General features: G+C 73.7%; 20 protein-coding genes and 1 other RNA gene. 12 read left to right on the plus strand and 9 right to left on the minus strand.

Annotated elements, in window-relative coordinates; all coding sequences use genetic code 11:
• Window positions 1–65 precede the first annotated feature (65 nt).
• A complete protein-coding gene (locus IE321_RS26650; RefSeq protein ID WP_190224821.1) occupies window positions 66–1067 on the plus strand; it encodes a Gfo/Idh/MocA family protein in 1002 nt (333 codons plus the stop codon).
• Here IE321_RS26650 and IE321_RS26655 read toward each other — a convergent pair.
• Window positions 1054–2685 (minus strand): alkaline phosphatase D family protein, encoded by a 1632-nt coding sequence (locus tag IE321_RS26655; protein ID WP_190224822.1) that lies wholly within the window; start codon window positions 2683–2685, stop codon window positions 1054–1056. The two genes, IE321_RS26650 and IE321_RS26655, sit on opposite strands and share 14 nt — an antisense overlap.
• 166 nt (window positions 2686–2851) lie before the next feature.
• Between IE321_RS26655 and IE321_RS26660 the strand changes: the two genes are divergently transcribed.
• Complete coding sequence (locus tag IE321_RS26660; protein ID WP_190224823.1) at window positions 2852–3595, plus strand: SDR family oxidoreductase; 744 nt, start codon at window positions 2852–2854, stop codon at window positions 3593–3595.
• A 259-nt stretch (window positions 3596–3854) separates the two neighbouring features.
• Here the strand turns inward: IE321_RS26660 and IE321_RS26665 are convergent, their stop codons facing one another.
• Window positions 3855–4187, minus strand: a complete 333-nt coding sequence (locus IE321_RS26665) for a nuclear transport factor 2-like protein (protein WP_043230604.1) — start codon at window positions 4185–4187, stop codon at window positions 3855–3857.
• A gap of 149 nt (window positions 4188–4336) precedes the next feature.
• On the opposite strand from IE321_RS26665, the gene IE321_RS26670 reads away from it, so the two are divergent.
• Window positions 4337–4774, plus strand: a complete 438-nt coding sequence (locus IE321_RS26670) for a ricin-type beta-trefoil lectin domain protein (protein ID WP_043230603.1) — start codon at window positions 4337–4339, stop codon at window positions 4772–4774.
• Window positions 4775–4786: 12 nt separating this feature from the next.
• Here the strand turns inward: IE321_RS26670 and IE321_RS26675 are convergent, their stop codons facing one another.
• Genes IE321_RS26675 through IE321_RS26685 form a run of 3 tightly spaced genes read right to left on the minus strand, consistent with a single transcriptional unit; the run spans window position 4787 to window position 8154 of the window.
• Complete coding sequence (locus IE321_RS26675) at window positions 4787–6610, minus strand: serine/threonine-protein kinase (protein ID WP_226651664.1); 1824 nt, start codon at window positions 6608–6610, stop codon at window positions 4787–4789.
• Window positions 6528–6881, minus strand: a complete 354-nt coding sequence (locus IE321_RS26680) for a hypothetical protein (RefSeq protein WP_190224837.1) — start codon at window positions 6879–6881, stop codon at window positions 6528–6530. Before IE321_RS26680 ends, IE321_RS26675 begins: the two co-directional genes overlap by 83 nt.
• A gap of 16 nt (window positions 6882–6897) precedes the next feature.
• Window positions 6898–8154 carry a helix-turn-helix domain-containing protein gene (locus IE321_RS26685; RefSeq protein WP_190224825.1) on the minus strand — a complete coding sequence of 419 codons (1257 nt, stop codon included), beginning with the start codon at window positions 8152–8154 and terminating at the stop codon, window positions 6898–6900.
• Window positions 8155–8501: 347 nt separating this feature from the next.
• Here IE321_RS26685 and IE321_RS26690 point away from each other — a divergent pair, with 347 nt between their 5' ends.
• From IE321_RS26690 to IE321_RS26710, 5 genes are all read left to right on the plus strand, one after another.
• Window positions 8502–8708 (plus strand): hypothetical protein, encoded by a 207-nt coding sequence (locus IE321_RS26690; protein ID WP_190224826.1) that lies wholly within the window; start codon window positions 8502–8504, stop codon window positions 8706–8708.
• 78 nt (window positions 8709–8786) lie between these two features.
• Complete coding sequence (tgmA, locus tag IE321_RS26695) at window positions 8787–9047, plus strand: putative ATP-grasp-modified RiPP (RefSeq protein WP_190224827.1); 261 nt, start codon at window positions 8787–8789, stop codon at window positions 9045–9047.
• A 5-nt stretch (window positions 9048–9052) separates the two neighbouring features.
• Window positions 9053–10012 carry an ATP-grasp ribosomal peptide maturase gene (gene tgmB, locus IE321_RS26700; protein WP_190224838.1) on the plus strand — a complete coding sequence of 320 codons (960 nt, stop codon included), beginning with the start codon at window positions 9053–9055 and terminating at the stop codon, window positions 10010–10012.
• Complete coding sequence (tgmC, locus tag IE321_RS26705; RefSeq protein ID WP_190224828.1) at window positions 10009–11172, plus strand: ATP-grasp peptide maturase system methyltransferase; 1164 nt, start codon at window positions 10009–10011, stop codon at window positions 11170–11172. Before tgmB ends, tgmC begins: the two co-directional genes overlap by 4 nt.
• A gap of 17 nt (window positions 11173–11189) precedes the next feature.
• Complete coding sequence (locus IE321_RS26710) at window positions 11190–11483, plus strand: DUF6087 family protein (RefSeq protein ID WP_190224829.1); 294 nt, start codon at window positions 11190–11192, stop codon at window positions 11481–11483.
• A 68-nt stretch (window positions 11484–11551) separates the two neighbouring features.
• Here IE321_RS26710 and rnpB read toward each other — a convergent pair.
• Window positions 11552–11950, minus strand: an RNA gene (rnpB, locus tag IE321_RS26715) — RNase P RNA component class A.
• Between the two features lie 88 nt (window positions 11951–12038).
• Between rnpB and IE321_RS26720 the strand changes: the two genes are divergently transcribed.
• Together IE321_RS26720 and IE321_RS26725 are read left to right on the plus strand one after the other, a co-directional pair.
• Entirely contained in the window at window positions 12039–12815 is a 777-nt protein-coding gene (locus IE321_RS26720) for a MerR family transcriptional regulator (RefSeq protein ID WP_190224830.1), read from the plus strand.
• Window positions 12802–13665, plus strand: coding sequence for a hypothetical protein (locus IE321_RS26725; RefSeq protein ID WP_229916552.1), 864 nt, complete (start codon window positions 12802–12804; stop codon window positions 13663–13665). Before IE321_RS26720 ends, IE321_RS26725 begins: the two co-directional genes overlap by 14 nt.
• Here IE321_RS26725 and IE321_RS26730 read toward each other — a convergent pair.
• Window positions 13610–15058, minus strand: coding sequence for an RNB domain-containing ribonuclease (locus tag IE321_RS26730; RefSeq protein WP_190224832.1), 1449 nt, complete (start codon window positions 15056–15058; stop codon window positions 13610–13612). The genes IE321_RS26725 and IE321_RS26730 overlap by 56 nt on opposite strands.
• A gap of 138 nt (window positions 15059–15196) precedes the next feature.
• On the opposite strand from IE321_RS26730, the gene yaaA reads away from it, so the two are divergent.
• Window positions 15197–15964 (plus strand): peroxide stress protein YaaA, encoded by a 768-nt coding sequence (gene yaaA, locus IE321_RS26735; RefSeq protein WP_190224833.1) that lies wholly within the window; start codon window positions 15197–15199, stop codon window positions 15962–15964.
• Window positions 15965–16027: 63 nt separating this feature from the next.
• Window positions 16028–16687: a bifunctional 4-hydroxy-2-oxoglutarate aldolase/2-dehydro-3-deoxy-phosphogluconate aldolase gene (eda, locus tag IE321_RS26740; protein WP_190224834.1), complete on the plus strand. Its 660-nt coding sequence runs from the start codon at window positions 16028–16030 to the stop codon at window positions 16685–16687.
• On the opposite strand, the gene IE321_RS26745 is transcribed toward eda, so the two are convergent.
• Complete coding sequence (locus IE321_RS26745) at window positions 16662–17474, minus strand: GNAT family N-acetyltransferase (RefSeq protein WP_190224835.1); 813 nt, start codon at window positions 17472–17474, stop codon at window positions 16662–16664. The genes eda and IE321_RS26745 overlap by 26 nt on opposite strands.
• 167 nt (window positions 17475–17641) lie before the next feature.
• The coding region (locus IE321_RS26750) for a bifunctional RNase H/acid phosphatase (RefSeq protein WP_190224836.1) at window positions 17642–18456 on the minus strand (815 nt) is incomplete at its 5' end.

The following is an 18456-nucleotide window of genomic DNA, read 5'->3' on the forward strand; positions in this document are numbered from 1 at the left end:
TCGTTGAAACCTTGCCTATGCTCTCAGCTCGGCGGGGCGGATCGAGACCCTTGGGGTGGACAGACATGAACGACGTGGTGCGGTGGGGCGTTCTCGCGACCGGCGGCATAGCCGAGCGGTTCGCGACGGATCTGGCGGAGCTGGACGGCGCCGAGGTGGTGGCGGTGGCGTCCCGCACCGAGGCGTCGGCGCGGGCCTTCGCCGACCGGTTCGGGATCGACCGGGCCTACGGCGACTGGGACGGCCTCTTCGCCGACCCGGACGTCGACGTGGTCTACGTCGCCACCCCGCACCACGCCCACCGGGAGGCGGCCGGCCGCGCCCTGGAGGCGGGGAAGCCGGTCCTCTGCGAGAAGGCGTTCACCCTGAACGCCCGGGAGGCCGAGGAGCTGGTCGGCCTCGCCCGGGACCGCGGCCTCTTCCTCATGGAGGCCATGTGGATGTACTGCAACCCGCTGGTCCGCACGCTCGCCGCGCTGGTCCGGGACGGGGCGATCGGAGAGGTGCGGACCGTCCAGGCGGACTTCGGCCTGGCCGGACCCTTCGGCCCCGACCACCGGCTGCGGGACCCCGCGGTCGGCGGCGGGGCGCTGCTCGACCTGGGCGTGTACCCGGTGGCCTTCGCGCAGCTGCTGCTCGGCGAGCCGGACTCGGTGCAGGCGCACGCGCGGATCTCCCCGGAGGGCGTCGACCTGAACACGGGCATGCTCCTCGGCTGGGACTCGGGCGCCTCCGCGCTGCTGTCCTGCTCGCTGGAGGCCGACACCCCGCTGACCGCCTCGGTGACGGGCACGAAGGGCCGGATCGACGTGCCCCGGGGCTTCTTCTTCCCCGAGCGGTTCACGCTGGTGCGCGAGGGCGCCGAGCCCGAGGAGTTCACCAACACCGACGACCCGCACTCGATGCGGCACGAGGCCGCCGAGGTGATGCGCTGCCTGCGGGCCGGCGCGACCGAGTCGGCGGTGGTCCCGCTCGACGGCACGCTCGCGGTGATGCGGACGCTCGACGCGGTGCGGGACCGCGTCGGCGTCCGCTACCCCCAGGAGGCCGCGCTCACGCGGGCGTGAGCCCCGGGTTCCCGGCCTCCGTCACGAAGGAGCCGGCGGTGGCGACCGGGGCGCCCGGCGTCGTCACGTACGGGACCGTACGGAAGTCGGCGCGGGCGCTCTCCTCGCCGAAGGCCACCGTGACGTAGCCGCGCCGCCCGTTGAAGAACCGCAGGTGCGGGTTGGCCTGCAGGAGCTTGTCGTAGTTCGACGGGCGGTCGGCGCCGTCCTTGCCGCTGGCGATCGAGGTGGCGACGATCTCGGTGCCGAGGGTGCGGGAGGCCGGGTCGCGGAAGTCGGCCTTGAGGTCGAAGCCGTAGCCGACGTGCACGTCCCCGGTGAGGACCATCAGGTTCTCCACCCCGGCGGACTCGGCACCCGCCAGGATCCGCTGCCGCGAGGCCGGGTAGCCGTCCCAGGAGTCCATCGACAGCTTGAAGTCGGCGGTGGAGCGGTCCCGGCGCTCGGCGAGGACGACCTGCTGCGGCAGGACGTTCCAGCGGGCGTCGGAGGCGCGCCAGCCGTCGAGGAGCCACCGCTCCTGGGCGGCGCCCGTCATCGTGCGGGCCGGGTCCTCGGACAGCGGCCCCGGCACCTGCCAGCCGTCGCCGTACGCCTGGTCGGAGCGGTACTGGCGGGTGTCGAGGACGTCGAACTGCGCGAGCCGCCCGAAGCGCAGCCGCCGGTACAGCCGCATGTCCGGGCCCTCGGGGCGCTGGGGCGCGCGCAGCGGCTGGTGCTCCCAGTAGGCGCGGTAGGCGGCGGCGCGGCGGAGCAGGAACTCCTCGGGCGGGACGCCGTTCTCGGGGGTGCCGCCCGCGTAGTTGTTCTCGGTCTCGTGGTCGTCCCAGGTGACGACGAAGGGGTGCGCGGCGTGCGCGGCCCGCAGGTCGGGGTCCGACTTGTAGAGGCCGTAGCGCAGCCGGTAGTCCTCCAGGGTGACCGTCTCGCGGTTGAAGACGGCCGGGAGGGTGCGGTCGGTGTAGGCGCGGGCGCCGCCGGTGGCGTTGACGGCGTACTCGTACAGGTAGTCGCCGAGGTGCAGGACGACGTCGAGGTCCTCGTCGGCGAGGTGGCGGTAGGCCGTGAAGTACCCGTCGTGGTACGCCTGGCAGGACACCGCGCCGATCCGCAGCTCCGCCGGGCGGGCCCAGGGGGCGGGGGCGGTGCGGGTGCGGCCGACGGGGCTGGTCCAGTCGCCCGCGCGGAAGCGGTAGTAGAACTCCCGCCCCGGCTCCAGGTGCTCGACCTCGACGTGCACCGTGTGGCTGAACTCCGGGTGGGCGGTGGCGCGTCCGCGCCGCACGGTCCGGGCGAAGCGCTCGTCGCGGGCCAGCTCCCAGTGGACGGAGACGCGCTCGGCGGGCAGGCCGCCGCCCGGCTCGAAGGGGCGGGGGGCGAGCCGGGTCCACAGCAGGACCGATCCGGGCAGCGGGTCGCCGGAGGCGACGCCCAGGGTGAACGGGTCCTCGGTGATCCGGCGCCCGTCCAGCTCCGCCGCGGCGGCCGCGCCGGCGGCGGGCAGCTGGGTGGCGAAGGCGAGCGCGGCGGCGGCGCCGGCCGTGGTGAGGAACCGGCGGCGGCCGAAGTGGCGTGCGGCGGCGCGGAATTCGTCGCTGTGCTGCGATATGGGCGTCATGTGCCCCTCCCCTGACGGTTGGTGTCCGTCGGTATTCGAGGGGGCGGGGGCGACATCGCCTTGTCGAGGACAGGTCATCCACGTGTCGGACGGATGAGTTCATGGGGCACGCGTCTGGCGTACGCTCCCGGCCGGGGGCGACACGTAGCTGGAAGGCTGGTTCGGCATGGGCGTCGCAGTGGTGACGGGAGCGGGTTCGGGCATCGGCCGGAGCGTGGCACGGGCCCTCGCGGAGGCGGGCTGGTCGGTGGCCCTCGCGGGCCGGCGGCTCGCACCCCTGGAAGAGACGGCGGAGGGCCTGGCGGACGCCCGTACCCTCCTCGCCCCGACGGACGTGACCTCACCCGCGGAGGTGACGGCCCTCTTCGACGCGGTCCGCGCGCGCTTCGGCCGCGTCGACCTGCTCTTCAACAACGCCGGTACGTTCGCGGGCGGCGGCACCCCGGTCGAGGAGCTGTCCTACGACACCTGGCGCGCGGTCGTCGACGTCAACCTCACCGGCGCCTTCCTCTGCGCCCAGGCCGCCTTCCGCGCCATGAAGGAGCAGGACCCCCAGGGCGGCCGCATCATCAACAACGGCTCGATCTCCGCCCATGTGCCGCGCCCGCACTCGATCGCGTACACGGCGACCAAGCACGCGATGACGGGCCTGACGAAGTCCCTGTCGCTGGACGGGCGTCCGTACCGCGTCGCCTGCGGCCAGATCGACATCGGCAACGCGGCCACGGACATGACGGCCCGCATGCAGTCCGGCATCCTCCAGGCCAACGGCGACCTGGCGCCCGAGCCGGTGATGGCCGCGGCGGACGTGGCCGCGACCGTCGTCCACATGGCGGCCCTGCCCCTGGAGGCGAACGTGCAGTTCGCGACGGTGATGGCGACGACGATGCCGTACATCGGGCGGGGTTGAGGCGGGGGGAGCGGCCGAGGGGCGGGGGCTGAGGGAGGCCGCCGAGGGGACGGGGGCTGAGGCGGACGGGCCGGCGCCCCCGCCGACGGGACCGCTTCCCGGCGGACGTGGCGACTCCCCACCTGCGGGGCCGTTTCCCGGCGGACGTGGCGGCTCCCCCACCGACGGGACCGCTTCCCGGCGGACGGATCGACTCCCCCGCCGACGGGCCGCCACGTCCCCCGTCCGCGGTGTCAGGGAGCGGCGCGGGTCCGGGGGGTCACTCCGCGGCGGCCTGTCCCGTCTCGAAGCGGGTGACCTTCCCGTCCTCCACGGTGAACCGCCAGTCCGTCCGCATGGCCCCCCACGTGTCGTTGCTGTAGGTGGCGACGAGGACGAGGCCGCCGTCGTCCTCGCTCTCCACCACCATCCGCCCGTGCGACGCGAACACCTCCCGCTCGGTCCACTCCCGCAGGTCCCGCTCGGACCCGTCGTCGGACATGGTCGCCCCGGGGGCGAGGAGGCCGAAGAAGGCGTCGCGGTCGTTGGCGTTCAGCGCGGTGACGAAGGCGCGCACGGTGGGCTCGCTGAGCCGGTCCACAGGAAGGGTCATGGCCCAGCCGTACCCGGCGGCCGCCCCCGCGCCCCGCTCCGGCGCCGGGGATGGGCCAGTCGGGCGAGCCCCGCGACAGCCTCCGGCGGCCGGGCGTCCACCCCGGGCAGTATCGGGGGCACCAGGCCCCCTTCCCCGCTGGAGGAGCGATGTCGGAGCACGACCGGATCGTCAAGCTGTACGCGAAGGGGGCCCCGGTCGGGGTCCACGAGGGGAGGCTGGTCGGCTTCCCGGTCGACGAGCACCGCAGCGCCGAGTGGGCGCTCGGCGAGGCGGACGGCGGCGGCTACCGCCTCACGGTCAAGGGCACCGAGGACACCGTCACCGCCCCCGGCACCGACCGCGCCCAGGCCCTGGTCCGCCCGGACGCCACCCCCGCCTCGGTCTGGCGCCTGCACCGCGTCACGCCCGACGGCATCACGCCCGTGCGCTCCCTCGCCACCCTCACCACCGGCACGTACGTCATCACCCAGAACGGCCTCGCCCTCGGCCGCGACCTCTTCGAGGACCGCTCCCCGGACCCGAAGCCGGTCGTCATCCGCACGGACGACCGCGAGCCGCACTGGACGGTGGAGGTGCTGATCTGAGGGGAGGGCCGGTCAGGGCGGGGAGGCCGCCGCGCCCCGGGGATCGCCCATGAAGCCGTCGCAGGCCATGACGGAGTAGTGGACGAGCGTCACCGTGTAGGGGCCCCGGAGCGCCTCCGGGGCCAGGTCCTCGTACCGCTGCGGCATCTCGGCGCGCGACGCGGTCCTCAGGACGTCGGGCCAGCGGAAGGTCCAGGTGTCCTGGCCGCGGGGGACGGTGAGCGAGACGATCCCCGCGTCGCCCGGCAGCTTCAGGTGGACGACGGGCTGCTGGAGGTCGCCGACCTGCGCGCGGTCGACGGTGATCCTGACGACGGCCCGGGTGGGATAGCCGTGCCGGTACGCCCCTTCGGACACCGAGATGCCGAAGCCCGGGGAGCTGGCGTCCACGCCCACCCCCTCGTCCATCACGCAGCGCCGGATGTCCGGGCTGTAGGAGAGGGAGTCGATCAGGTTCGCGTTGTACTGGTTCGCCTCCCACGGGCGCCCCGGCCGGGCGTCGTCCGGCGACGGGGAGGTCCACGCCCCCGGCGCGGCGGACGCCCGCGGCCCGGGGACCGGTCCGGCCATCGCGTCCAGCGTGGGCGAGAGCGCCACCCCGGCGGCGGCTCCGGCGACCAGCAGGAGGACGGCGGAGGCGCCGAGGACGATCCGGTTCCCGGTGCGGTCGGGGCGCGCCGGGGCGGCGGCCTCCACGCTCTCTCCGCCCTTCGCCGCCCTGCGCAGCAGGGTCCGGGGGGACCGGCGGAAGGCGGCGGCGGTCTCCTTGTGCCCGTAGGACCGCAGGGTGGTCAGGTGGGCGAGGACGTCGCTCAGGGCGGGCCGCTCCTGCGGGTCCTTCCGCATGCAGGCGGCGATGAGCTCCCGCAGTTCCTCGGGCACGTCCGCGAGCCGGGGTTCCTCGTGGACCACGTGGTACTGGGCGGTGACGGGCGTGGAGGCCCGGAAGGCGTGGTCGCCGGAGGCGGCGAAGGTCAGGACGGCGCCGAGGGCGAAGACGTCGGAGGCGGCGCTGACCGGCAGGCCCTGCACCTGTTCGGGCGAGAAGTACCCGGGCGTGCCGAGGACGGCGCCGGACTGGGTGGCGTGGCTGAAGTCGGTGGCGTAGGCGAGCCCGAAGTCGATGATCTTGGGTCCGCCGTCGGTGAGCAGCACGTTCGCCGGCTTCAGGTCCCGGTGGACGAGGCCGGCCCGGTGGATGGAGGCCAGCCCGAAGGAGAGCCCGAGCCCCATCTCGACCGCCTCGGCGCGCGCCAGCGGCCCGTGCCGCCGCACGTGGTCGCGGAGCGAGAGCCCCTCCACGTACTCGGTGGCGAGCCAGGGCTCACGCGCCCGCGTGTCGAACCCGACCACCCGCACGGTGTACGGGCTCCGCACCGAACTGGCCGCCGCGGCCTCCCGGGTGAACCGCCGCCGGAAGCCGTCCTCCTGCGCGTACTCGCTCCTGATCGTCTTGACGGCGACGTGCCCGTCCCGCCCGTCCTGGGTGGCGAGGTAGACGTTCCCCATCCCCCCGCTCCCGAGCCGCGCGACCAACCGGAACGACCCGATCTCCGTCGGATCGCCCTCCCCCAGATCCCACACGTCCCCCACCCTCCTCCGGCGCACGCAGACGATAGCGCCCCACGGCCAACGTCGGCGCGGGGCGGGCGGGTTGCGGGAGGGAGAGGGTCCTCCAGTGGCTGCTTCGGCGGCCAAGCGACACGACGTCCCCGCCCGGGTCGGCCGGACGAGGCCATCGTGGCTCACGAGATCAGGCGGTCCCCTCGATGCGTTCGAAGATGTCCGCGTCCGTCTCCCGCTGCCAGGCCGGCAGGTCGGACCAGTCGGCGACATATCCGGGCTTCGGGTCTTCGAAGTGCCTGAACATCTGGGCGGTCCAGCAGATCGCGACGAACCGGCCCTTCTGCTCGCGGGTGAGCCGGGCCGCGTATCCGCCGCTGATCTCGATGAAGTCGCGTACCTGCCCGTACACGGCGGCGGCGGCTTCACGCTCCCACGCGGGCGTCTCGTCCCACGGCGTGACATAGCCGGGCTTCGGCTCGCCGGGATAGTGCCTGTTCACACCGTCGATCCACGCCTCGCGGAAGATCCGGCCGTCATTCATGCGCGTGTCCCTCTCGTCATGCGGTGCGCGGAAGCGCCGCGATTCGGTGATCAAGAGTCGAGACTCGGTCATCGGACATGAGCGGGGCAATACGCCCCCGAAGCCCGTCCAGTTTCTTGCCGATGAATCCCGAATGCGACCGGTCGGCCAGTCCGAGTGCTTGCTCCGCGTAGTGCACGACCTGGTCGATGTCCCGCCTGTACGCCCCGAGCACGGCGAGGTCGCTCAGAACAGCAGCGCGTCGACGCAGGGACAAAGGCTGGGCAAGGGCTGCGGTGAGCGCTTCCTCGGCGAGATCAGGGCGGCCCAGTTGGAGGTAACAGGCTCCTCTCTCCTCGGAAAGGCGGGAGCCGTCGAAACGGAGCCAGCCTCCGTTGTGGGAGTGAGCGCCATCGAGGGCGTGCACCTTCTCGGCTTCGTCCAGCGCCCGGTTGCACGCGTCGAGCTCGCCCACAGCCGCGTACGCCTGAGCCTGGACGGCCGCGACCCAGTGACGGGTGGAGAGAGTGTCGTCGCCCCTCCGAGCGATGCGGAACGCCGCATCGAGCAGGGGTTGGGCGGCGTGCGCGCGGCGCGCGTACAGCTCGACGTATGCATGGCGGGTCATGGCACAGGCCCACAGGTCGTGGTCACCACCGGTGTAGGCCGCGTTGGCGGCCAGTGTGTAGCACTGGGCGGCGTCGGTGTACCGGTTGGCGTCGAAGAACAGCTCACCGACGAGCTGGTAGAGGTCTGCCGCCATCCGGCACAGTCGGGACCGCTCCGCAGCAGTGCGGGGCTCGGTCAGTCCTTTCGCCAGTACGTCGAGCTGCGCGCGCACCGCGGGGAAGACGACCTGCTTGGAGTCCGACAGCGCGTAGACCTGCCAGAGGCTGCGGTGGAGGGCCTCCCCGGTATCCGAGCGTGTCGACGCAGCCCGCCCTCGGGCGGCTTCACAGGGATCGGGAAGAGCCACCAGCGCGCCCGTGACGGCGAGCAGACCCAGGACTTCGCGGCGCTTCATGTCGTCATCATCACCATGGAGGAGGGATGGGGCAGCGGAGAGCCCGGCGGTCTCGGCCGGCTGCTCGTCGGAGAGAAGGGCTTCCAGCTCGGGGAGGGTCACTCCCAACAGCGCTGCGAGCTTCGGCCGTTGGTGGGGACGCGGGGTGGCGCGACCGCTTTCCCAACGAACCACGGTGGACGCGGCCACCGAAAGCGCTTCTGCGCATTCCTCCTGAGAGTAACCCCGGGCCGCGCGCCGTTCCGCGAATCGCTTACGCCTCGACGTCATAGGTCTCCCCTCACGAGAACCCTTTCACGCGCTCATGCCCGCCACGCGCCAACGCCTGTAAAACGCCTGGATATTGCGCATGGCTCGCTCTGGGAGAAGGTAACGGATCGTCGTTCACTGGTCACACACCGTCCGGAGGTCGAAGGATCCTCCGAACAGCTCTCCACGAAGAGGAGCGACCACGTGACACCTTTCGGACCGCCCCGCAGGAACCCTGGCGCCAGTGGCCGTACGTACACGCCGCCGGAGCCCCGACCGGGTGCGCCGAGCCGGGCTCTGCGGGTACGGGCGGCCGGCGGCTGGGAGAGGTTCATGCGCCGCGTCGAGTTCCGGAAGGAGCCGGAGGAGTGAACCCGGTCGGTTCCGACGGCTACGAGCATCACCCGCTCCTGGACACGCGTGTCCGTGACATCGCCTCGCGTGGGGTGGGTGTGCTCGTCGCCGTCACCCACGAGCTCCACAGCCACGGCACGATCCGCATCGCACACATCCGGCCCGCGTCCGGAGTCGAGTGGACGACCGCGGCCGACAACATCCAGGCCGCTCGCCTCTGAGTCGCGGCCCGCAGATCGCCGTCCACGCGCCCCGCGCAGGCGGTTTCCCGCACCACCCCCTTCAGCCCAAGGAGTCTCATGACCACCTCTGTCGCACTCCTCTCCCCCACGCGGCCGTGGGGTGCGGGCCGACTCGCGCCCTACCCGACGGTCATCCGCCGACCCCACTCCACGGTCGCCATCGACCCCACGACACAGCTCGGAGTGTTCCGAGACGGTGCCGGGCAGGTGATCGAGATGGGCAAGCACGGCACCAGCTCCGGCACCGAGACCTCCACGACGACGAACGCGGACTCCCGGAACGACCAGGGTCACGACCAGGACAGCAACCAGGACTGATGACCATGAGCGAGGAGAGGCCGGTTCTGGTGGCCACCGAGGCGGACGACATCACCGCCGACATGGTGATCGCCGAACTCAACCGGCGCGATGTGCCGGTGGTCCGGTTCAACCCCGCCGACATCGGCGAAAGCCTCACGGTCTCGGCTAGGTTCGGTACCTGCCCGGCCCCGGTGGTCGGGCAGGTGCGCACCCCGTCGAGAACCGCTGATGTGACCCGGGTCCGGTCGGTGTACTGGCGCCGCCCGGAATGGCCCACGTTTCCCCACCTGTCCGCTGATGACTCCCGGTTCGCGGCGGCGCAGGTCCGCTACGGACTCGGTGGCACCCTCTACGCCCTGGGCGCCCCGCTCTGGGTCAACCACCCCCTGCGCGTTGCCGCGGCCGACTACAAACCCGCGCAGCTCGTTCTCGCCCAGCAACTCGGCTTCACCATCCCTCCCACCCTTGTCACCAACGACCCGTACGAGGCGCGCGAGTTCGTCCAGGCTCAGAGGCAGGCGATCTTCAAGACGCTGCGATGGACCCCCTACACGCGTGAGGGCGTACCGGTGACGGGGTGGGCTGCCCCCGTCACCCCAGAGGAGATCGACGACAGCGTTCGGGTCACGCCCCACCTGTTCCAGGCCCGCGTGGACAAGGTCGCCGACGTCCGCGTACTGCTCGTAGGTCGGCATACGTTCGCCGTGCGCATCGACTCCGACCTCCTGGACTGGCGCAAGGACTACAGCGCCCTGGCCTACACCGTGGAGCACCTGCCCGACCGGGTGGACCAGGCACTGCACGCCTACCTGGACCGGCTGGACCTGATGTCGGGAAGCTTCGACCTCGCGGTCGACCGCGCCGGGGACTACTGGTGGCTGGAACTGAATCCCAACGGACAGTGGGGGTGGCTGGAGACCGAGACCGGCCTCCCGATGTCCGCCGCCTTCGCCGACCTGCTCGTACGAGGAGACCACCGATGACCGACCCCGCATACGAGCGACGCCGCATGGCGACCGTCCTCGTGAACAAAGGCGTCCTGAGGTCCCCCTGGCTGCGTGCGGCCGTCGAGACCGTCTCCCGCGAGCGGTTCCTCCACCCGGGAGTGTTCCTGAACGAGGGGCGGACCTGGCGGCCCGTCACCGCCGCGGACACGGATCCGGACGATTGGCTGAAGATCGCATACAGCGTCGACACCCTCACCACCCAGCTCGACGGCCACCTCACCGCCGACCAGGCCGGCGAACCCGTCGTGGGCGTGCCCACGTCCTCCTCGACCGACCCGGCCACCGTCGTCGGCATGATCGAGACCCTGGACCTCGCGAGGGGCCACCGAGTCCTGGAGATCGGCACAGGCACCGGCTACTCCACAGCCCTGATGTGCCACTATCTCGGCGAGGACAACGTCACCACGGTCGAGGTGGACACACAGGTGGCCACCCGAGCCGATGTCGCTCTCGAAGTCGCCGGCTTCTCGACGTGGACGGTGACGGGCGACGGCCTCCTCGGCCACCCGTGCCGGGCACCGTACGACCGGGTCATCGCCACCTGCGCGGTCCACCGCATCCCGTACGCGTGGATCAGGCAGACGAGACCCGGAGGCGTCGTCCTCGGCACGGTCGGCTCGTGGCCGTGGGGAACCGGCCTCGCGAGACTGGCCGTCGGCGATGACGGCACCGCCGAAGGCCCGATCGTCGGGCGTTCCTCCTTCATGCAGGCGCGGGCCCAAGCAGTGGCCCCCGTGGCCGGCGATCTCTCCGCCCGGACCGCGTACGCGGACAGTGAGCGGCCCGCTCTGATGTCCCCTACGGTCCTTGAGGAATGGATGCCCGCCTTCCTGGCACAGCTGGCCGCGCCCGGCGCTCAGTTCGTCCGCGCGATGGACGGTGACGGGTCGCCCATGCTGTACCTGTTCGATCCGGATAAGGAGTCGTTCGCCGAGTTCCTCGCCGACGGCGAGAGCTGGACCGTTCGCCAGGGCGGCCCGGTGGCCCTGTGGGACGACGTGGAGCGTTCTCTCGTCGCCTGGCAGGACGCCGGGGCACCGGGGATCGACTCCGTACGGCTCCGTGTGACGCCCGCGTCCCACCGGTACTGGATCGACCAGGTCCCCTCCCTGCGCTGGGAACACCGGATCACCTGAACCACTACGCTCCGGCCATGGACGACGAACCGCTCTCCCAGTGGGCCGAGCGTCGCGACGCGAGGATCGGGCAGCTTCGCGCCGTGCCCCTCGTGACCGGCGACGGCCCGAGGGCTTCGCATCTGAACCCCGATGCGCCCCGTGCGATCCAGCGGTGGAACGGCCATCTGTGGGAGGCGTACGGCTTCGCGGCGAACCTCGCGGAAGCACGGCGCATCCTGTTTCCCCACGCCGAGGCTGCCGCCACTCCTGAGGCGTCACCGAGGCTCGGTCCCGGGACCGGCAGACATCGGAAACCTCCGGCTCCCTGACGCAATGCCCACGATTCCACGAGAAAAGGCCCCTGACCTGCGATATCGCAGGTCAGAAGCCTGAGGGGCAGACGAGTCGGGCTGTACGCCGGGTTCTGTTCCCCGGGACCTCGCGGTCGTCGGGGTGACGGCCATCCATCTAGGGCCGGCGTTGCCACCGGCCTCGTGCGGTCTACCCGCGAACTCGGGCGAGCAGCCCTCGAACATTCGCGCAGGGACACCGGGGTGTCCCCTCTTGACCTTGCTCCGGGTGGGGTTTACCTAGCCGCCTGAGTCACCTCAGGCGCTGGTGGTCTCTTACACCACCGTTTCACCCTTACCGCGGGCCGAGGCCCACGGCGGTCTGTTTTCTGTGGCACTGTCCCGCGGGTCACCCCGGGTGGCCGTTAGCCATCACCCTGCTCTGTGGAGCCCGGACGTTCCTCGGGGAGATCCGAGGATCTCCACGCGGCCGCCCGCCCGGCTCGTCTGCCGTGCCGACCATGCTACCTGGCGGGACGGAGCCGGGTGGACGGCGCTTGACCTTGCCGCGACGTCAGGGTTTCTACTGAGGGCATGCGCATCGGCGAGATCGCCGCGCTCGTCGGGGTCACGCCCCGCGCGGTGCGGCACTACCACCATCTGGGGCTGCTGCCCGAGCCCGCCCGGCTGGCCAACGGCTACCGGGAGTACGGCATCCGGGACGCGGTGCTGCTCGCCCGGGTGCGGCGGCTGACCGAGCTGGGACTCGGCCTCGACGAGGTGCGGGACGTGCTCGCCGAGGACGCGGGGCGGGAGCTCGTGGAGGTGCTGGAGGAGCTGGACGCCGACCTCGCCCGGCAGGAGGCGGTCGTCCGGGAGCGGCGGGCGCGGCTGGCGGGGCTGCTCGACGCGGCGCGGGACGGGCGGCTCATCGCCGAGGGGCCCGTGTCGCCGGAGCTGGCCGCGCTGCTCGCGGGGGTCGGCGAGCTGCCGGACTCGCCGATGGCCGTGAAGGACCGGGAGATCCTCACCCTGCTCGACACGGTCGTGCCGGCCGATGAGCGGGCGCGGCTGATGGGACTGATGCACGAGGTGTCCGCGAGTGCCGGGCAGGTGTACGGACTCCTCGACGCGCTCGTCGACGCCCCGGTGGACGATCCCCGGGTCGAGGAGGCCGCGCGGGCGCTCGCCGGGGCGCTGCCGGACGGGATCGGCGGCTTCGAGCTGCCGGCCGAGGGGGCGGGCGGGCTCGCCGACGTGTTCTTCGCGGAGCTGGCGCCCGCCCAGGCGGCCGTCGTGCGCCGCGCGCTGGTGCTGGTGTCGGAGCGGATCGACGGAAGGGGCGGACGTGACGGGCGTGACCGGGACTGAGCGGGGGCCGGTGCTGCGGGTGCTGCGGGCGGTCGCCTACGCGGCGCTCCCCGCCGAGCTGGTGCTCCTCACACTGCTGCTCGGCGGGGTGCGGATCCCCGGGGGCGTGTGGGTCGGCGCGGAGCTGGTGACGGCCGGGCTGCTCGCCGCCGAGGCGGTCGTGTGGGTGCGGCTGCGGCGGCGGGGGCTCTCGCGGCGGGAGGCGCTGGCGGAGCTCGTACCGGAGCGGGTGCTGCGGCTGATCGGGCACGAGCTGCGGCTGATGGCGAGCCTCGGGCGGTGGGTCGCGCGGCGGCCGCACGGGACCGGGGGCGCGGCGGGCGTGTTCCCGCACGCGCGGGACCAGGCCGCCCTCATGTACGGCTTCGCGTTCGTCTGTCTCGTCGAGACCGTCGGGATGTCGTGGCTGCTGGCCGGCTGGCCGGTCGTGCACGCGGTCGTGCTGGTCCTCGACGTGTACACGGTGCTGTTCGTCCTCGGGCTGCACGCGGCCGCCGTGACCCGGCCGCACGTGCTCGCCGACGGGCGGCTGCGGGTCCGTCAGGCCGCCCACGTCGACGTGGCCGTGCCGCTGGAGCGGATCGCCGCCGTCCGCCGCGAGAACCGCTTCACCCACGAGAAGGCCGACGGCGAGCTGAACCTGGCCGTCGGCTCGCAGACCTCCGTCACCCTGGAGCTGAGCGGGCCCGTGGACGTCGTGGGGCTGCTCGGGCGGGTCCGGCCGGTGACCACGGTCCGGCTGCACGCCGACGACCCGAAGGCGCTGTACGAGGCCGTCCGGGACGCCGTCGCCGTCACGCGGGCGCGAACAGCACCTTCGCCCGGCCAGGATCCGCTTCCGACAGCCTGACCCGCAGCCACTCCCCCAGCGGCAGCGCGGAGGTGCCGCCCTCGACCCGGGCGACGACCGCCGGGGTGTCGAGGTGGACGGTGCCGACGGACGGCTCGCGCTCCTTGACGTCGATCACGTACGCGTCGAAGAGCTCGCCGACCCGGCCGCTGAGCAGCGCCGCCTCCACGATGTCGACGCTCTCCCGCTCCACGGTGTTGGCCCGGCGCGAGCCCGCCGCCATGGTGTCGGGCAGGCCGGGCAGTGCGGCCCGCACCCACTCGGGCGGCTCGGTCCCGGCGACCGCCGCCACGCACAGCTCGGAGGCGTACCGGTCGACGAGGCGGCGCAGCGGGGCGGTGCAGTGGGTGTACTCGTCGGCGACGGCCGCGTGGACGGCGGGGTCGGGCAGCCGGCCGTCGGTGAAGACGGTGTAGCCGGCGCCGCGCAGCAGGGTGGTGCACTCCTGGAGGAAGGCGGCCTGGCGGGGGTCGGTGGGGTCGGCGTGCCGGACCACCTCCGCGTACGGCACGTGGTGCGGCCAGGCGACGCCGAGGGCCTCGGCGGAGCGGCGCAGCCGGGCGACGGCCCCGTCGGGGGCGGTCGGCAGGGTGCGCAGGATGCCGGTGCCCGCGGCGGTCATGAGGTCGGCGGCGGCCATGCCGGTGAGCAGGGAGATCTGCGCGTTCCAGCTCTCGGCGGGGACGGGGGCCCGGTAGGCGAGGGTGTAGGTGTGGTCCCCGGGGACCTCGACGACCTCCTGCTCGGGGACGTCCAGGGAGATGCCGCCGCGCTCGACCTCCCGCTCCTCGCGGAGCCGGCCGATGTCGCGGAGCAGGGCGAGGGGTTCCTCGGCGGTGCCGGAGTCGATGACCTTCTGGACGCTCGCGTAGTCGAGCTTGGCGCGGCTGCGGACCAGGGCGCGGCGCAGGTCGGTGGCGACCCTGCGGCCCTCGGAGTCGAGGTCGATCCGCCAGAGGAGGGCCGGGCGGGGCTCGCCGGGCAGCAGGCTGGCGGCGCCCTCGGAGAGGACCGGCGGGTGGAGAGGGACCTTGCCGTCGGGGAAGTAGAGGGTGAGGACTCGCCGGTGGGCCTCGGCGTCGAGCGCCCCGCCGGGCGTGACGAAGGCGGCGACGTCGGCGATGGCGTAGTGCACGCGGTAGCCGCCGTCGGCCCGCCGGGCCAGGTGCATGGCCTGGTCGAGGTCGGTGGAGGTGGGCGGGTCGATGGTGAGGAACGGCAGGTCGGTGGCGTCGTACGCGGGCAGGCGCGGGTTCTTCGCGGCCGCCTCGGCCTCGGCGAGCACGGCGGGCGGAAAGCCCTCGGGCACCGCGAGCTCGGTCCTCAGTGCGCGCAGGGCGGCCCGCAGCGGAGCCTCGGCTGCGCCGGTCACGTGAATGTGGCGGCGGGGCATGGAACCGAGCGTAGGGCGGGCGGCGGGGGGCGGCACGTCGTGGGCCGGCGCCCGGCGGGGCGGGACCCCGGCCCGGACCTCGTACGCTGGCATCCGGGGCCGCATCCCCCTTCCCGGTCCGTATGAAGGAGAACCACCGTGCTCGTGCTGCTGCCGCCCTCCGAAGGCAAGGCGTCCTCCGGGCGCGGGGCGCCGCTCAAGCCGGAGTCGCTGTCGCTGCCGGGGCTCGCGGAGGCGCGGGCCGCGGTGCTGGACGAGCTGGTCGAGCTGTGCGCCGCCGACGAGGAGAAGGCGCGCGAGGTGCTGGGCCTGAGCGAGGGACTGCGCGGCGAGGTCGCGAAGAACGTCGAGCTGCGCACGGCGGGCGCCCGGCCGGCCGGGGAGGTCTACACCGGCGTGCTGTACGACGCGCTGGGCCTGGCCACGCTGGACGCGGCGGCCCGGAAGCGCGCGGGGTCCTCGCTGCTGGTCTTCTCGGGGCTCTGGGGCGCGGTGCGGGTGACGGACCGGATCCCGTCGTACCGCTGCTCGATGGGGGTGAAGCTGCCGGGGCTCGGCGCCCTGGGCGCCCACTGGCGGGGCGCGATGGCCTCCGTGCTGCCGGAGGCGGCCGGCGACGGGCTGGTGCTCGACCTGCGCTCGGCGGCGTACGCGACGGCGTGGAAGCCCAGGGGCGAGACGGCGGCGCGGACCGCGACGGTACGGGTGCTGCACGCGCCGACCCGGAAGGTGGTCAGCCACTTCAACAAGGCGACCAAGGGCCGGATCGTCCGCAGCCTGCTGGAGGCGGACGCGGCTCCGGGCACGCCGGCGGAGCTGGTGGAGGCGCTGCGGGACCTCGGGTACGTCGTGGAGACGGGCGCGAGGGCGGGGGCCCTGGACGTGCTGGTGGACGAGATCCACTGACCATTCGTTGCACGGTGCGCAACGGTCGTTGCGTGGACTGGTGGTGCCGGTCAGGATGAGGTCATGTCCCGCACCCCCGGTCCCTTCGCGCTCGCCCCGCACGCTCCCGTCGTCCCCGTCGTGGTGGTCGAGGACGCCGCCGACGCCGTGCCGCTGGCACGGGCCCTGGTGGCCGGCGGGCTGCCGCTGATCGAGATCACCCTGCGCACCCCCGCCGCGCTCGACGCGGTGCGGGCGGTCGCGGCCGAGGTGCCGGAGGCGGTGGTCGGCGCGGGGACGGTGGTCTCCGCGGCCGGTGTCGCGGACGCGGTGCGGGCCGGGGCGCGGTTCCTGGTGAGCCCCGGGTGCTCGGGGCGGCTGCTCGGGGCGCTGCGGGAGTCGGGCGTGCCGTTCCTGCCGGGCGTCTCGACCGCCTCCGAGGTGCTGGCCCTCCTGGAGGAGGGCGTCACGGAGCTGAAGTTCTTCCCGGCGGAGGCGGCGGGCGGCGTCCCGTACCTGAGGTCGCTGGCGGGCCCGCTGCCGCAGGCCCGTTTCTGCCCGACCGGCGGCGTCTCGGCCGCCTCCGCCCCCGCCTACCTCGCCCTGCCGAACGTGGCCTGCGTCGGCGGCACGTGGATGCTGCCGCCGGACGCGCTGGCCGCCCGCGACTGGGGCCGGGTGGAGGCCCTGGCGCGGGAGGCGGCGGGGCTGCGGGCGCCTACGGCCGGGGTGTCGGACCGGTGAAGCGGATGCCGAGGTGGTCGGTCACCGGGCGGTAGCCGAGGCGCCGGTAGAGGGCGTTGCTGGTGGGGTTGGCGAGGTCGGTGAAGAGCAGGACGTGGGCGGCGCCCGCGTCGAGCGCGGCCCGGCCGACGGCGTCGGTGACACCGGCGGCATAGCCGTGGCCCCGGTCCGCGGGCGGGGTGTACACGAGGTGGACGCGGGCCTGGCCCCCGACGGTGCGGGAGACGGCGGCCATCGACACCGGGCGGCCGTCGGGCGTCTCCCAGAGGTGGAGGCGGGCCTCGGTGACGCGCGCGGTGAGGAAGCCGGTGTAGTCGTCCTCGGGCTCCTCGCCGATGGCACGGGCGAAGCCGGTGGTCCAGTCGCGCAGGAGCGGGAGGTCCGCCGCGGTGGCGAGGCGGGCGCGGCCGTGCGGCACCGGGTCCGGCGGGACCGGCTCGCCGAGCCGGAAGAGCCGCGTGCGGGCGAGGACCGTCCCGGTGCGGCCGGCGGCCTCCCGGTACGCCTCCACCGCGGCCGTCTCGCCGCGCAGTTCCCTCGGCGGGGTGCCGTCCGGCAGGACCAGCGCGCGGGCCGCCGCCTCGGTGGTCACCCCGAGGGACGGGAGCCCGGGGCGCGGGACGGCGACGACGCCGGTGACCCGGCCGTCCGGCTCCGTCCACCAGCCGAGCCGCGGGGACGACTCCATCAGCGTCAGCACGGCGGTGTTCCGGACCGGGTCGGCGGCGAGGTGCGGCCCGGCGGCGGCGCGGAGGACGGCGGGGTCGGAGGTGAAGTGCCAGCTCATGGCTGGATGGTGGGCCACCCGACGGGCCGCCCGCCACCCTTTTGAGGGCCGCGCGGTCCCAGCCGGTCCGGGCGGTTCTTCCCGGCCCTCGCGGTCCTGCCCGGCCCTCGCGGTCCTGCCCGGTCCGCGCGGTTCTTCCCGGCCTCGCGCTTTCCCGGCCCTCGCGGTCAGCGCCGGAGGTGCGAGGTGTCGTTGAGGAGGCGTACGGAGGCGTTGCCGTCGGCGTAGTAGGCGACGGCGGAGAGCGAGGCGGCGGACAGCTCCATCTTGAACAGCGACTCCGGCGGGGCGCCGAGCGCCAGTCTGACCAGGGTCTTGATGGGCGTGACGTGGCTGACGAGGAGGACCGTGCGGCCCGCGTGGGCGGCGGTCAGCCGGTCGCGGGCGGCGGCGACGCGGCGGGCCACGGCGGTGAAGCTCTCGCCCCCGCCGGTGGGGGCCGCCTTCGCGGAGGCCAGCCAGGCGTCCATGTCCTCCGGGTACCGCTCCCTGACCTCGCCGAAGGTCAGGCCCTCCCAGGCGCCGAAGTCGGTCTCGCGCAGCCCCGGTTCGATCACCACGTCGAGCCCGAGGCGGGCGGCGACGGTCTCGGCGGTCTGGCGGCAGCGGGTGAGCGGGGAGCTGACGATGTGCCGGATCGTGCCCCGCGCGGCGAGCGCGTCGGCGACGGCGGCGGCCTGGCGGTGGCCGGCCTCGGACAGCTCCGGGTCGCTCCCGCCGCTGCCCGAGAAGCGCTTCTCGGGAGTGAGCGCGGTCTCTCCGTGCCGGAGCAGCACGAACGTGGCCGGGGCGGCCATGTCAGGTGCGGGGCGGGCGGGTGCGGAGCCTGCGGGTGCGGGCGCCGTGGATGCGGGCGCGGCGGCGGACGGGTCCTGGGGGCCGGTGTCCGGCACCGTGGGCACAGCGGTGGCAGCGGTGGCAGCGACCGGATCGGCGGCGGGCGCACCCGTCCCCGCCGGCGCGGCGCCCGTGCCCGCCAGGG

The organism is Streptomyces hydrogenans, from assembly GCF_014656075.1.
Classification (GTDB): domain Bacteria; phylum Actinomycetota; class Actinomycetes; order Streptomycetales; family Streptomycetaceae; genus Streptomyces; species Streptomyces hydrogenans.

Excerpts from the sequence above, each read along its gene's own strand:
- IE321_RS26720 (WP_190224830.1), top strand. The coding sequence starts at position 12,039 with ATGCGCATCGGCGAGATCGCCGCGCTCGTCGGGGTCACGCCCCGCGCG.
- IE321_RS26730 (WP_190224832.1), bottom strand. The coding sequence starts at position 15,058 with ATGCCCCGCCGCCACATTCACGTGACCGGCGCAGCCGAGGCTCCGCTG.
- tgmC (WP_190224828.1), top strand. The coding sequence starts at position 10,009 with ATGACCGACCCCGCATACGAGCGACGCCGCATGGCGACCGTCCTCGTG.
- IE321_RS26650 (WP_190224821.1), top strand. The coding sequence starts at position 66 with ATGAACGACGTGGTGCGGTGGGGCGTTCTCGCGACCGGCGGCATAGCC.
- IE321_RS26665 (WP_043230604.1), bottom strand. The coding sequence starts at position 4,187 with ATGACCCTTCCTGTGGACCGGCTCAGCGAGCCCACCGTGCGCGCCTTC.
- IE321_RS26655 (WP_190224822.1), bottom strand. The coding sequence starts at position 2,685 with ATGACGCCCATATCGCAGCACAGCGACGAATTCCGCGCCGCCGCACGC.
- IE321_RS26745 (WP_190224835.1), bottom strand. The coding sequence starts at position 17,474 with ATGAGCTGGCACTTCACCTCCGACCCCGCCGTCCTCCGCGCCGCCGCC.
- eda (WP_190224834.1), top strand. The coding sequence starts at position 16,028 with ATGTCCCGCACCCCCGGTCCCTTCGCGCTCGCCCCGCACGCTCCCGTC.
- IE321_RS26675 (WP_226651664.1), bottom strand. The coding sequence starts at position 6,610 with ATGTCGCCGACTGGTCCGACCTGCCGGCCTGGCAGCGGGAGACGGACG.
- IE321_RS26680 (WP_190224837.1), bottom strand. The coding sequence starts at position 6,881 with ATGAATGACGGCCGGATCTTCCGCGAGGCGTGGATCGACGGTGTGAAC.
- IE321_RS26710 (WP_190224829.1), top strand. The coding sequence starts at position 11,190 with ATGGACGACGAACCGCTCTCCCAGTGGGCCGAGCGTCGCGACGCGAGG.
- tgmA (WP_190224827.1), top strand. The coding sequence starts at position 8,787 with ATGACCACCTCTGTCGCACTCCTCTCCCCCACGCGGCCGTGGGGTGCG.
- IE321_RS26660 (WP_190224823.1), top strand. The coding sequence starts at position 2,852 with ATGGGCGTCGCAGTGGTGACGGGAGCGGGTTCGGGCATCGGCCGGAGC.
- tgmB (WP_190224838.1), top strand. The coding sequence starts at position 9,053 with ATGAGCGAGGAGAGGCCGGTTCTGGTGGCCACCGAGGCGGACGACATC.
- IE321_RS26685 (WP_190224825.1), bottom strand. The coding sequence starts at position 8,154 with ATGACGTCGAGGCGTAAGCGATTCGCGGAACGGCGCGCGGCCCGGGGT.
- IE321_RS26670 (WP_043230603.1), top strand. The coding sequence starts at position 4,337 with ATGTCGGAGCACGACCGGATCGTCAAGCTGTACGCGAAGGGGGCCCCG.